The following is a 13,778-nucleotide window of genomic DNA, read 5'->3' on the forward strand; positions in this document are numbered from 1 at the left end:
GGTGACTGCGTACCTTTTGTATAATGGGTCAGCGACTTACATTCAGTAGCAAGGTTAACCGATTAGGGGAGCCGTAGAGAAATCGAGTCTTAATAGGGCGTTTAGTTGCTGGGTGTAGACCCGAAACCGGGTGATCTATCCATGAGCAGGTTGAAGGTTGGGTAACACTAACTGGAGGACCGAACCCACTGTCGTTGAAAAGCCAGGGGATGACTTGTGGATAGGGGTGAAAGGCTAATCAAACTCGGTGATAGCTGGTTCTCCCCGAAAGCTATTTAGGTAGCGCCTCGGACGAATACCATTGGGGGTAGAGCACTGTTTCGGCTAGGGGGTCATCCCGACTTACCAAACCGATGCAAACTCCGAATACCAATGAGTACTATCCGGGAGACAGACTGCGGGTGCTAACGTCCGTAGTCAAGAGGAAAACAATCCAGACCGCCAGCTAAGGCCCCAAAATTATAGTTAAGTGGGAAACGATGTGGGAAGGCATAGACAGCTAGGAGGTTGGCTTAGAAGCAGCCACCCTTTAAAGAAAGCGTAATAGCTCACTAGTCGAGTCGGCCTGCGCGGAAGATGTAACGGGGCTAAAACTATATGCCGAAGCTGCGGATTTACACATTAGTGTAAGTGGTAGGGGAGCGTTCTGTAAGCCGATGAAGGTGGATTGAGAAGTCTGCTGGAGGTATCAGAAGTGCGAATGCTGACGTGAGTAACGACAAAACGGGTGAAAAACCCGTTCGCTGAAAGACCAAGGGTTCCAGTCCAACGTTAATCGGGGCTGGGTGAGTCGACCCCTAAGGCGAGGCCGAGAGGCGTAGTCGATGGGAAATTGGTTAATATTCCAATACTTCAGTGTAATGCGATGAGAGGACGGAGAAGGTTAAGTCAGCCTGGCGTTGGTTGTCCAGGTGAAAGGATGTAGGCATGTATCTTAGGCAAATCCGGGGTACTTTATGCTGAGATCTGACAGCAAGCTGTACTTGTACAGTGAAGTGGCTGATACCATACTTCCAGGAAAAGTCTCTAAGCTTCAGTTACACTGGAATCGTACCCGAAACCGACACAGGTGGTCAGGTCGAGTAGACCAAAGCGCTTGAGAGAACTCTGCTGAAGGAACTAGGCAAAATGGTACCGTAACTTCGGGAGAAGGTACGCTGCTTTTGGTGATGGAACTTGCTTCCTGAGCTGAGAGCAGCCACAGAAACCAGGCCCCTGCAACTGTTTATTAAAAACATAGCACTCTGCAAACACGAAAGTGGACGTATAGGGTGTGATGCCTGCCCGGTGCTGGAAGGTTAATTGATGGGGTTAGCGTAAGCGAAGCTCTTGATCGAAGCCCCAGTAAACGGCGGCCGTAACTATAACGGTCCTAAGGTAGCGAAATTCCTTGTCGGGTAAGTTCCGACCTGCACGAATGGCATAATGATGGGGGCGCTGTCTCCAGCAGAGGCTCAGTGAAATCGAAATCGCCGTGAAGATGCGGTGTACCCGCGGCTAGACGGAAAGACCCCGTGAACCTTTACTGCAGCTTGACATTGAACTTTGATCTTACTTGTGTAGGATAGGTGGGAGGCTTTGAAACCGAGACGCTAGTTTCGGTGGAGCCAATCTTGAAATACCACCCTGGTAATATTGAGGTTCTAACTCTGCTCCATGATCTGGAGCGAGGACCATGTCTGGTGGGTAGTTTGACTGGGGCGGTCTCCTCCTAAAGAGTAACGGAGGAGTACGAAGGTGCGCTCAGCGTGGTCGGAAATCACGCGTAGAGTATAAAGGCAAAAGCGCGCTTAACTGCGAGACCCACAAGTCGAGCAGGTACGAAAGTAGGTCTTAGTGATCCGGTGGTTCTGTATGGAAGGGCCATCGCTCAACGGATAAAAGGTACTCTGGGGATAACAGGCTGATACCGCCCAAGAGTTCATATCGACGGCGGTGTTTGGCACCTCGATGTCGGCTCATCTCATCCTGGGGCTGAAGCAGGTCCCAAGGGTATGGCTGTTCGCCATTTAAAGAGGTACGCGAGCTGGGTTTAGAACGTCGTGAGACAGTTCGGTCCCTATCTACCGTGGGCGCTGGAAATTTGAGAGGATCTGCTCCTAGTACGAGAGGACCAGAGTGGACGAACCTCTGGTGTACCGGTTGTGACGCCAGTCGCATCGCCGGGTAGCTATGTTCGGAAGGGATAACCGCTGAAAGCATCTAAGCGGGAAGCCTACCTCAAGATAAGATTTCCCTTGGACTTTATGTCCACTAAAGAGCCGTTGAAGACTACGACGTTGATAGGTTGGATGTGGAAGTGCGGTGACGCATGAAGCTGACCAATACTAATTGCTCGTGAGGCTTGACTATACAACACCCAAACAGTTGTATGTAAAGCATCAATTGATTCGATATTAAGCAAAATAACTTGATTTAGTTAACGCTTAAGAACAAAATATGCAACTTAGATATGATCTGTTAATAACTCATTTGACCAAGCAACGGCACTGAAAAGATAAGACCAAATGCAAAGTCATAACAGTTGTGCTGGCGACAATAGCAAGAGTGAACCACCTGATCCCTTCCCGAACTCAGAAGTGAAACCTCTTAGCGCTGATGGTAGTGTGGGGTTACCCATGTGAGAGTAAGTCATCGCCAGCTCATTATTCGAAACACCCCCTGAGATATCAGGGGGTGTTTTTTTATGTGTGATGAAAAGGGAGGGAATGGGGAGAAAATAAAGAATTCTTCATTCATTTTTATGTGATTTTTAAATTAAAGGCAGAAAGGCGTATACTATCCTTGTCATTGATGGAAAGCTCATGTCTGATTTAGCCTCAAATTCTCCATATATTGAATATGGCACACGGCCATTTCTTGCCATTTTATTTTCTTTATTTTTAGCTGGCTTCGCAATTTTTTCATCGTTGTATTGTGTACAACCGATGATGCCCATCTTTGCGAATTTCTTTCATGTCAGTCCGACACATAGCAGCTTTCCTTTATCTTTTTCTACCATTGCTTTAGCGATAGGACTACTTTTCACTGGTTTGATTTCAGATCGATTCGGTCGTAAGCCTGTGATGGTCACCGCTTTATTTTTGGCAGCGTCACTTTCAATCATTAGTTCTATATTTCCACTTTGGGAAATATTTTTATTGAATCGCGTGCTGATCGGATTAAGTGTGAGCGGTGTTGCTGCAGTTGCAATGACTTATATAGGTGAAGAAATTGAGCAAAAAGATATAGGCTTTGCAATGGGCCTGTATATATCGGGTACTGCGATTGGAGGAATGGGTGGTCGTCTCATTGCCGGGGTATTGATTGATTATATTAGTTGGCAAAATGCCATGATGATTATTGGAATCATTAACCTATGTATAGCCACAGCATTCTTTTTATTACTTCCGGCATCTCAACATTTTCAAGCTTACCCCATTCGTTTCAACCGATTTTATGAATCTTTCGTTAAAAATTTAGCAGATCCAAAGCTGAGAATTTTATTCCTTCAAGGCTTTATCCTCATGGGATGTTTTGTCTCTATATTTAACTATATGAGCTACCACCTATTAGAAGAACCTTATCAACTTTCTCAAACTTGGATTGGGCTAATTTCAATAGCTTATTTGGCAGGAATATATAGTTCACCTCGGGCTGCAAGTTGGGGGAAACGCTTTGGACGGGCAAAAGTTTTACCTTCGATGCTGATCATGATGCTGTTGGGGTTGTTGATCATGCTCATTCCGGCATTTTGGTCAGTCATTTTGGGGCTGATTATATTCACTTTTGCTTTTTTTGCAGCGCATTCCACGGCAAGTAGTTGGGTATCAGTTCAATCCCTGCAGTACCGTGCCGTAGGTTCATCTCTGTATTTATTTTGCTACTACTTAGGTTCTAGTATCTTGGGTAGTAGTAGTGGTTTGGTTTGGGAAATGTCTGGTTGGATGGGGTTGACGAGCTTTATTGCTGTTATTTTGATGATCGGTTTATTTTTAGCAATACAATTGAATAAATTAAAATAGAAATATGTGAATAAGCTATTATTTAATATTCGTTTTACATCTATTTTTTAATATAAATAACGCTATAAAAATGGCGGAATTTACTATTTTTATGATTATACAACTTTGGTCTAATATTTCTTTTAAAAGGTGCCTCATAATAATGAAACGCATCACAATATAATAAATAAAATATTTTTGGTTATCATTTTTAAAATTTCATATATTTTTAAATAATTGATATTAAATGTTTATTTTTATTTTTTGAATGTTTTTGCATTTATTTTTGGTTAGAATTATATATAGATCATCATTGGTTTTAAACTGAAGGTGATTATGAAAAATATAACTATTTTAATGATGGCTTTAGTTTTTATCTTAATCTCAGCTTGTACAAGTACCACGAATTTAGGGACAGCAGGCGCAGAGCGAAAACAGTTTTTTATCGTTCCTCAAAAGTTATTAACTAAACAGGCGGATAGAACCTATCAACAATTTATTCATCAAGCGAAAGACAAGCAACTTTTGATCATAGATCCGAAATTGGATCAAATTTTAAATAAACTCAAGCAAAATGCGGAGTTTTACCGCCATGGTTCGAGTCAATGGGATTGGCAAGTCAGTGGGAATCTCAATAAAGATTTAAATGCACATGGTTTCCCGAGTGGGAAAATTGTTATTAACACGGGTTTGTATTGGAGTCTAAAGCTGACTGAAGATGAATTGGCATTTGTGATGGCGCATGAAATGGCACATGCATTGCGTGATCATCATCGTGAGAAGATTTCCTTGCTGTTTGCTAGTCAGGTGGCGATGATTTCTTCAACTGCAGGTATCGGCGCGCTTGCTACTGCGGCCAGTAGTGTGACTGGGCAAGCTGTTTTTTTGCCTAAAGTTTCAAAATTTGAACTGGAAGCAGATGTCCTTGCACTTGATCTGATGTCGAAAGCGGGTTTTGATCCAAATGCAGCATTGAGTTTTTGGCAGAAATATCAGCAGGAAACGACACGCCGTCAAATGCTTGATGTAAAACCATTAATGACTCAAGACAGTATAGATAAGCGTAAGATTTATATTGAAAAATATTTACCTGAAATGCACATTCAATTTCAACAGGCGCAGGCTTTAATGTTGAATAAAAATGCGATAACTCATGGCACATTCTAGGTTGATTTAAACTAAAGCAAAGTTACAAATGATTTATTTAAATCTTGTTTTATAGTCGTGCTACAGCACGATTACATCTGATGTCTATATAAAACAATTCAATGATTCTGTAGCTGTTGTATAAATTATAATCAAGCATGATGAATGGAATTCATGGTAAAATGATCGGCTTTCATCTTCTTTGATCTTTTTTCAGATCATTCCATCTGCCAGCCGAGAATTGCTAGCCATGTCTACTGCTTATACTATGCAGACTGCGCCAAAAGCGTTGTTTGATTACGACAAATATTGGGCGTCTTGTTTTGACCCTGCGCCATTTTTGCCGATGTCACGCGAAGAAATGGATCAACTCGGTTGGGACAGCTGCGACTTTATTTTGGTTTGCGGTGATGCCTATATTGACCATCCATCATTCTGCTCAGGCATTATTGGTCGTACTTTAGAAGCGCAAGGCTTCCGTGTCGGTATTATTGCACAGCCGGATTGGACAGATGTTGAAGCTTTCCGTGTGTTAGGTAAGCCGAATATCGCTTGGGGCGTGACTGCCGGCAACATGGATTCTATGATCAACCGCTATACGGCAGACCGTAAAATCCGTTCGGATGATGCGTATTCTCCAGATAATCAACCGAATAAACGTCCAGACCGTGCAGCAACGGTATATTGCCAGCGTGTGCGTGAAGCATATCCAGATGTGCCTGTATTATTGGGCGGTATTGAAGCCTCGCTGCGCCGTATTGCGCATTATGATTATTGGTCAGATAAAGTCCGCCGTTCAGTATTGATGGACTCGAAAGCCGACCTATTGATGTATGGTAATGGTGAACGTTCAATCACGGAAATCATGCATCGTTTGGCCCGTGGTGAAAAAATCCAAGAGATTACGGATGTCCGCGGTACCGCATTTATTGTGAATAAAAATAACCGGGCTTCAAAAGCGAAGTTTGTTGAAATCGCATCAAATGATGTCGATGCGATTGGCCGTGTCGATCCGATCATTAACCCGTACGTGATGACTGAAGACCTTGAAGGCTGTGAAATCGAGAAAGGCAAAGACAGCGTTACGCAATATCAGGGCTTCCAAAAAGAGGCGGTAGCAAATCCGATTGTTCGTGAAGGCGATAATTTAGACGCCGACACGCAAATCGTGCAGCTGCAACCTGCATCAAAAGCCATTAAGCATAAATTGCCGCCGCGTGAATTGGCGGTGATTCGTTTGCCTGCCTATGAAGATGTGGCGAATGATCCTGTGCTGTATGCACATGCCAACCGTATTTTGCATTTGGAAACCAATCCGGGCAATGCGCGCGCGATGGTACAAAAGCATGGTGAACGTGATGTCTGGTTAAATCCACCGCCGATTCCATTGACTACAGAGGAAATGGATTATGTGTTTGACTTGCCGTATGCACGTCTGCCGCATCCAGCTTATGGTGAAGCGCGTTTTCCTGCTTTTGACATGATTAAGTTCTCTGTAAACATTATGCGTGGCTGTTTTGGCGGCTGTACCTTCTGCTCAATTACAGAGCATGAAGGGCGTATCATTCAAAACCGTTCTGAAGAATCGATTTTGCGTGAAGTTGAAAAAATTCGTGATACCGCACCGGGATTTACTGGGATCATTTCTGACTTAGGCGGCCCAACGGCCAATATGTACCGTTTGGCATGTAAAGATCCTGAGATTGAAAAGAACTGCCGTAAGCCGTCGTGTGTATTCCCAGGTGTGTGTCAAAACTTGCACACAGATCATGCACCTTTAACCCAGTTATACCGTAAAGCACGTTCATTGCCGGGGATTAAAAAGATTCTGATCGGTTCTGGTTTACGCTATGACCTTGCGGTGTTAAACCCAGAATATGTCAAAGAATTGGTGACACATCACGTCGGCGGTTACTTGAAGATTGCGCCTGAACATACCGAAAAAGGTCCATTATCGAAGATGATGAAACCGGGGATCGGGACCTATGACCGCTTCAAACAAATGTTCGATCGTTTTAGTAAGGAAGCAGGGAAAGAGCAGTATCTCATTCCTTACTTTATTGCAGCGCATCCGGGTACGACGGACTATGACATGATGAACTTGGCGATTTGGCTGAAAAAGAATGGTTTCCGTGCCGATCAGGTGCAAACCTTCTATCCATCACCAATGGCAACCGCAACCACCATGTACTACACCGGTAAAAACCCGCTGGCTAAAGTGGCGCGTTATACCGAAAATGTCGATATCGTAAAAGGTGAAAAACGCCGTCGTTTGCATAAAGCCTTCTTGCGTTATCATGATCCAAACAACTGGCCATTGCTACGTGAAGCACTCAAAGAAATGGGGCGTCAGGATCTGATTGGGAACTCAAAACAGCATTTGATTCCGACTTATCAGCCTGCAGGCAGTGCTGAGGGTCAATACCAGTCTGCACGTAAAAAGAACTCAAGCATTGCAGGTGATTCACAAAAACGTACAGGTGAACAAGGCAATCGGACTAAGGCTGCTCAATCGCGTCCTTCGAATACCAAGAAGCGTCCTGAGCGTGGTCAAATCTTGACGCAGCATACTGGTCTGCCGCCGCGTGAAACGGGTGATGCGAAAAAACCTTTTGGTGGTCCGAAACCCAAAGGAAAATCAAAGCCTAAATCACGCGCTTAAAATGGATAAATAAAAAAGACACTTTGGTGTCTTTTTTATGGGAGTTATGCTCGGCAGCATCAGACAGTTTGTATTTTTATATCTTGTTACCATCTGAATGTAGCCTTTGAGTCAGTTATTTCAATGAAATAGGAGCGAAAAATTGACAGTTTATCGGAATTGTCTAACAGTGAGAGGAAATCCGCTTGCTGACGTTTTTACGAATGATCTAAAGTATCTGTATATAGCAATGGATGCTATTACTCTGAATGAAGTGGCATGTGATGTTTGACGCTTTAAGTTTGCAACTTTTTGTCAGTTTAAATACGTATTGTGTGAAAGTTAGAGTTATTTTTTTAATAGGAAATTAAAAAAATAATACTGGTTGTATACTTCGTATTCATAAGAAGTATGTCAAAAACCAAAAATATAAGAAATATAAAGGATTATGAGATGACTATATACATAGTAATAGGGAGTATTTTACTCTTCTGTGTGCTCATAATGGCTTGGAAAAGTTTAGAAAGTGATTCTAAGCAACAAGATAGCGCATTGAAACAACGTGCTATTTTCAACATTAATGAGCAATTAACTTACACGCGTTTAAAAGAAATTTTGCCTAAGCATACGATCCTTGCACATGTATCTTTTGATGCACTGTTGACCACGAAATATTATCGGACGCGGAACAAGTATCGAAATATGGTGGCGGACTTTGTCGTCCTTGATGAACAGCACCAAATCTTAGCGATCGTCGCTTTAGATGATCCAATGGTGCTCAAACGGATGCAGCAGTCGCAATATCAAGATGCTTTGCTCGCTTTGGCAGGCTATCGGGTCATTCGTTATGATGATGTGCCTGAGTACGTTCAATTACGCGAAGATTTCTTAAATGAGCAGCGTGTACAAGCGCCATTTGTACCGGTTAATGATTTGAAAAAATATCATTTATATTCAGATTTGGAACGTAAAAAGATCAAAATTATTGGATCTTAGGGATTCAAAGAGCAAAGCCTTTTGCAAAAAAAAGCGTGTCTTTAGACATGCTTTTTTTTAATGGTTATTTAGGCTTAACGGCTACGACGGTTAATTCTACCAGTACACGCGGGTCGTATAATTTGGCTTCAACACAAGTTCTGGGTAATGCTTCAATGTCTGACACCCACGCATCCCATACCTCATTGAATGCGGCATAATCCTGTTCAATATCTTTAAGATAAATGGTCACTGACATAATGTGGCTTTTATCTGTACCGGCATCTGCAAGAAATTGATCAATGATCTCAAATGTTTGCTGTGTTTGTCCTTTGATGTCTAAATCAAGGTCTGTTGCCAATTGACCTGCCAAATGAACCAATTGACCAGAAATAGCGATTTCGGAAAAGCGTTTTGAAACATGCAGGCGTTGGATGGTCATGCGTAATATCCTGAAAGCAAAAAGGTCACTTAATCTTGAGTTTTAGGCATTGTAGCGGCAACAAAGGCCGTCAATAAACAGCCGACAGCAAGGTAAATTGCCACATAATGCCATGAACCATCACCCCAAATCACCAAAGCTGCTGCAATCATTGGGGTAAAGCCACCACCGATAATACTGGCCACTTGATAGCCGACACCTGCGCCACTGTAGCGATAGGCGGTACCAAACAAGGAGGTAAAAATCGGCTGGTGTACACTCACCACCATATCATGGGCAATATTGGCAAGGAAAATTGCACCGACAATAATCAGCCAAGTATTTTGAGCATCAAGGGCCATGAAGAAGGGAAAAGCTGAAAGCGCACCAATCAATCCACCCAGCACGCACATTTTACGATGATCAAATCGATCTGCTAGCCACGCAAAGAGCGGAATGCTGAAGCAGCTAATTGCACCAACCATTAAGGTGATATTGAGGAAGAACTGTTTGTCCATGCCCAATTGAGCGGTGGAATAATTCAGTGCAAAGTTCGTCACCAAATACATGGTGAGTAACTCGGTCAGGCGCAGCGCAATAATGTAGAAAAAGGCTTTGGGGTGTTGGCTAATCGCTTGCAGAATCGGTAATTTTTGCGGCGTTTGCTGAGCTTTGACCACATGGTCGACGAATTCTTGAGATTCGTCTTGATCACGTCGGATCCACATCGCAATACCCAGCAAAACAATACTGGCAATAAAGGGGATTCGCCATGCCCAATCAGCAAAAGCATCTTCACCCAAAGTGGCAATAATCAACGACACAGCGCCTGTTGCCAGAACGAGTCCGACGCCATAGCCAATTTGTACACCACTACTGTAAAAGGCTTTTTTGCCTTTCGGGGCATTTTCTACGGCCATCAGAGCCGCGCCGCCCCATTCACCACCAACCGCAAAACCCTGTATTGCTCGAAGTGTCACGAGCAGGATCGGGGCCCACCAACCGATGGCCGCAAAATTGGGTAATAAACCGATACCGACAGTCGAAATGCCCATCAGGATGACGGTGAGCACCAACATTTTCTTACGACCCAGCTTGTCACCAAAATGTCCAAACACAATGCCGCCTAATGGACGGAATAGGAAGCCGACGCCAAATGTGGCTAAAGCAGCAAGCGTGCCCATATTGTTGCCAATACTAGGGAAAAACTGATCTTTGAAAATGAGTGCGGCAACAATGCCATAAAGTAAAAAATCGTACCAATCGACTACGGCACCAATGAAGCTACTTAATGCGGCTTTACGCGCACGTTGTTCTTGATTTTGTGAAATATTTTGAGGATTTGGAGCAGTTTTTGCAGAAGGCATACAGCGGGGTATTCCATGATTGACAACAGAGTTGCCCTGTAATATTCGGATTTGATCGTCACGCCAATCACAGGACAGCATGCTGAAAGTAAAGGTGATTTTCAGCATCTCAGCGCATACACGGATAATGTAGTGCGCTGATAGAGTACTCTAATTTTAGGCTTTGTGAATAGAAAATTGCTTTAAATTTGTTCTTCTGCCTAAATCTTAAGCAAATACAATCTTCATGAAGTTTTTAGAGCAGCGAAAGTTGTGTTTCTTGGTTTTGCGCACTTAATTGATAGACCCCTATGCCAATCAGGCGAAATTGATCTTCCTCAGAAATATGCATTTCATGCAGTAATTGCTGCAATACCTGCGCAAGGTCTTCACGATGATTCAGTGACGTTTTAAAACTTTTACTGTGCTGTAGCACTTGGAAATTCTTCAGTTTTAATTTGGCCGATACACCGCGCGCGCTTAACTGCTTTTTTTCTAAACTAGACCAAACTTGGTCAATCAGTTTGGGCCAATAGGGCTGACATTGGCTCAGGGTGAGATCATCATCAAAAGTGGTTTCTTTGGAAATCTGCTGACGCTCGCGGCTAGATTGGACTGGTCGTTCATCAATCCCTTGTGCATACAGATAGAGTTGTCGGCCATATTTACCGAAATGATGAATCAGAACGGCTTCATCAATTTGTTGTAAATCACCCAATGTATTGAGTTGCATGGCTTTTAATTTTTCTTGAGTCACTTTTCCCACACCGGGTATTTTTTTCAGTGCCAAGTCATGGATGAAATGCAGAACTTGTGAAGGTTTGATAATACAAATGCCATTGGGTTTGTTCCAATCAGAAGCGACTTTAGCCAAAAATTTATTGGGCGCGACACCTGCGGAGGCAGTTAAACCAGTGCTTTGTAAAATCTCTGCCTGAATTCGCATAGCGACTTCGGTGGCGCTCGGAATGTGTTGTAAATTTTCTGTGACATCCAAATAAGCTTCATCTAAAGATAGCGGTTCAATCAGCGACGTATAGCGTTGAAAAATGGAATGAATTTGCGCCGAAACGGCACGATATTTTTCAAAATTAGGTTCGATCACCACGACCTGTGGGCAGAGTTTACGGGCCTGTGCCATCGACATCGCCGAGCGTAAACCAAACTCACGTGCAGGATAGGACGCGGCACAGATGACTGCACGAGGGTGATGTGAAGACACAACAACAGGAACCTGCTTGAGTTCTGGACGTTCCCGCAGCTCTACTGATGCAAAAAATGCATCCATGTCGATATGTATGATTTTCCTCATGCCTAGTTAGATCAGTGCCTAAAAATTGAATTTCAGTATCGCACAGTCAATCTAGCGCTTTCCTGAATTTTTTAACTCAAACGACACAGGTTGACTGAGTAAAACCACCTTGGTGTTTTGAGCTGCTGCCGACTGTATCAATAGATTTAGACTTTGAGGGGTATCATCGGCAAAGCGAGGTAAAAATTCGAGCTCAGGATTCAGTGGTTTGAAAAAATTATCCCAATGAATTGGAATCACTGTGCTGGGTTGAAGAGTCGCTAAGGTTTCTTTGAAATATTGCTGTTGAAACGCTGCCGTTTGCTTGGAAAGTTGGGCGATGCCTAAAAATAAAGTATCGACTTTTAGTTTTTGCAACTGTTTGGGCACAGCACCAGTACTGGCTTTGACTAAACTGTAATGTGGCCCATGTTGGATGAGATAGTCATATGATCCACCTTCTTTAAACTGACTAAAATGTGCAGGGAGTTGCAGTGGCTGCGAAATTTCTTCCCCCAAATCATCATTAACAGCCGTTGGCGGAGTATGTTGCGAGGGGATGGCAGTAATGGTGAATTTACCGATTTGCATCGGTTGCCAAGCTTGAACTTCGTGTAATTGTGATTCAGTGATTGGCATTGCCCGTGCGATATTTAAGGTGCTTTTAGAGCCGACAATCATGGCCTTGGGGAGCTGGTGGGCCAACATTGGAATATCGAGCGCATGATCATAATGTGAATGAGTCACGAAAATAGCATGTGTACGTTTTAAGTCGTATTGGTCGATATAGCTGTGTAATAAAGGCTGATCACTTTGAATCTGAGTGAATATGGTTTGACTGAGCGAAGGTCGGCTAAAGAAGCCATCGATGAGGATTTGCTCTTGGCCATCGTCAAACAGTAAAGTCGAAACGCCAAAGAACTTTACGTGATAGGGCGCCACTGAGTGAGTATCTGTAGTGCTTTGTGCGGGATGTTGATAATGCCACGTTTTAAACGCTGCCAAGGTCCCTGAAGGTTGGATCAAATAAGCCAATATCCCGAAGGCGAGGACTATAAAGACTGAAAATATAATAAGAAAAGTTTTTAAAATACGCATCCTGCGACTCAGTTTTCATGGATTATTTTTTCGATGTTGTCCTGCGTCGGTGAATAAATCAACGGGGTTTGATCGGGGAAACGCCATTTTTGTCTAAAAAATCAGTCCATGCCTTGGCATCACCTGAAAATACATTTAAATCGACGGTGGTCGAGATGCCTTGAATTTGTCCTTGATTGGTATGTTGCCAAATCAGCCATTTCGGATTGTTTTTTAGATCGGGTAGGCCTTTATATTCGCGGACCCACAGCGGCGTCTGTTTAAACTCGCCAGCTAAGACAATATTATAAAAAGACTTCGAAGTATAAAAAATCGGTTGTTTGCCATAATGGCGGTGTAAGCGATCATGCATATAAGTGATTTCTTTGAGTAACTGCTCTTTGCTATAGGTGTTAATGCAGTTGGTGTCATATTCCAAATCAATCACGGGAGGAAGGGCATCGGCTTTTTTCGGCACGGAAGCAATAAAATTTTCCGCCTGAATCTTGCCATCACGGCACAGACGGTAAAAATGATAGGCCCCAACTAAAAAGCCGTTTTCCCGTGCTTGTAACCAGTTATCTTGAAATTTTCGATCTTTAAAATCACCACCCTCTGTGGCTTTAAGATAAACAAATTGGTATTTTTTAGGTGAAATTTTTGACCATTGAATATCTTTTTGATGATGAGAAACATCAAAGCCTTTGACGGGATATTCTTCTGCAGATGCAGGGCGATGTGGCATCACAGCTAAATAACCCAATCCAGCCACCACCATGACGCCGCTGATAGCGCTGAGTGCAATAATCGGGCTGTATTTTTTGAGTGAACTTTTTGTGGTACGTGATTTGGCTTTTTTAGGCATGAAAATGTATCCAAGTGTCCTTTTTATCATAAC

Annotated in this window: 9 protein-coding genes and 2 rRNA genes; 6 read left to right on the top strand and 5 right to left on the bottom strand. The window is 43.1% G+C overall.

Going from position 1 to position 13,778, the window contains the following annotated elements; genetic code table 11:
* The 6 genes from FTU36_RS06035 to FTU36_RS06060 form a co-directional block, all read left to right on the top strand.
* Positions 1-2,352: ribosomal RNA gene (locus tag FTU36_RS06035) — 23S ribosomal RNA — on the top strand; the annotation flags it as partial.
* Positions 2,353-2,528: 176 nt separating this feature from the next.
* Positions 2,529-2,643 (top strand): 5S ribosomal RNA (gene rrf, locus FTU36_RS06040).
* Positions 2,644-2,804: 161 nt separating this feature from the next.
* Positions 2,805-4,004 carry an MFS transporter gene (locus tag FTU36_RS06045; RefSeq protein ID WP_180109407.1) on the top strand — a complete coding sequence of 400 codons (1,200 nt, stop codon included), beginning with the start codon at positions 2,805-2,807 and terminating at the stop codon, positions 4,002-4,004.
* Between the two features lie 315 nt (positions 4,005-4,319).
* Positions 4,320-5,150, top strand: coding sequence for a M48 family metallopeptidase (locus FTU36_RS06050; RefSeq protein ID WP_180117092.1), 831 nt, complete (start codon positions 4,320-4,322; stop codon positions 5,148-5,150).
* A gap of 229 nt (positions 5,151-5,379) precedes the next feature.
* A complete protein-coding gene (locus FTU36_RS06055; RefSeq protein ID WP_180117094.1) occupies positions 5,380-7,791 on the top strand; it encodes a YgiQ family radical SAM protein in 2,412 nt (803 codons plus the stop codon).
* Positions 7,792-8,223: 432 nt separating this feature from the next.
* On the top strand, positions 8,224-8,766 hold the full coding sequence (locus tag FTU36_RS06060) for a DUF2726 domain-containing protein (protein ID WP_180010722.1): 543 nt from the start codon (positions 8,224-8,226) through the stop codon (positions 8,764-8,766).
* Positions 8,767-8,830: 64 nt separating this feature from the next.
* Here FTU36_RS06060 and FTU36_RS06065 read toward each other — a convergent pair whose 3' ends face one another.
* The 5 genes from FTU36_RS06065 to FTU36_RS06085 form a co-directional block, all read right to left on the bottom strand.
* The gene (locus tag FTU36_RS06065) at positions 8,831-9,187 is read right to left on the bottom strand and encodes a RidA family protein (protein WP_180117096.1); all 357 of its coding nucleotides are present in this window, start codon (positions 9,185-9,187) and stop codon (positions 8,831-8,833) included.
* A 29-nt stretch (positions 9,188-9,216) separates the two neighbouring features.
* Positions 9,217-10,533 carry a shikimate transporter gene (shiA, locus tag FTU36_RS06070; RefSeq protein WP_180117132.1) on the bottom strand — a complete coding sequence of 439 codons (1,317 nt, stop codon included), beginning with the start codon at positions 10,531-10,533 and terminating at the stop codon, positions 9,217-9,219.
* Between the two features lie 235 nt (positions 10,534-10,768).
* The gene (dinB, locus tag FTU36_RS06075; protein ID WP_180117100.1) at positions 10,769-11,824 is read right to left on the bottom strand and encodes a DNA polymerase IV; all 1,056 of its coding nucleotides are present in this window, start codon (positions 11,822-11,824) and stop codon (positions 10,769-10,771) included.
* Between the two features lie 51 nt (positions 11,825-11,875).
* Positions 11,876-12,901 (bottom strand): MBL fold metallo-hydrolase, encoded by a 1,026-nt coding sequence (locus FTU36_RS06080; protein WP_180117102.1) that lies wholly within the window; start codon positions 12,899-12,901, stop codon positions 11,876-11,878.
* 58 nt (positions 12,902-12,959) lie between these two features.
* A complete protein-coding gene (locus FTU36_RS06085; protein ID WP_180008098.1) occupies positions 12,960-13,745 on the bottom strand; it encodes a GH25 family lysozyme in 786 nt (261 codons plus the stop codon).
* Positions 13,746-13,778: the final 33 nt, after the last annotated feature.

Source organism: Acinetobacter sp. YH12096, assembly GCF_013419215.1.
GTDB classification, from domain to species: domain Bacteria; phylum Pseudomonadota; class Gammaproteobacteria; order Pseudomonadales; family Moraxellaceae; genus Acinetobacter; species Acinetobacter amyesii.

Coding starts and splice junctions, on each gene's coding strand:
- FTU36_RS06045 (WP_180109407.1), top strand. CDS start 2,805: ATGTCTGATTTAGCCTCAAATTCTCCATATATTGAATATGGCACACGG.
- FTU36_RS06050 (WP_180117092.1), top strand. CDS start 4,320: ATGAAAAATATAACTATTTTAATGATGGCTTTAGTTTTTATCTTAATC.
- FTU36_RS06055 (WP_180117094.1), top strand. CDS start 5,380: ATGTCTACTGCTTATACTATGCAGACTGCGCCAAAAGCGTTGTTTGAT.
- FTU36_RS06060 (WP_180010722.1), top strand. CDS start 8,224: ATGACTATATACATAGTAATAGGGAGTATTTTACTCTTCTGTGTGCTC.
- FTU36_RS06065 (WP_180117096.1), bottom strand. CDS start 9,187: ATGACCATCCAACGCCTGCATGTTTCAAAACGCTTTTCCGAAATCGCT.
- shiA (WP_180117132.1), bottom strand. CDS start 10,533: ATGCCTTCTGCAAAAACTGCTCCAAATCCTCAAAATATTTCACAAAAT.
- dinB (WP_180117100.1), bottom strand. CDS start 11,824: ATGAGGAAAATCATACATATCGACATGGATGCATTTTTTGCATCAGTA.
- FTU36_RS06080 (WP_180117102.1), bottom strand. CDS start 12,901: ATGCGTATTTTAAAAACTTTTCTTATTATATTTTCAGTCTTTATAGTC.
- FTU36_RS06085 (WP_180008098.1), bottom strand. CDS start 13,745: ATGCCTAAAAAAGCCAAATCACGTACCACAAAAAGTTCACTCAAAAAA.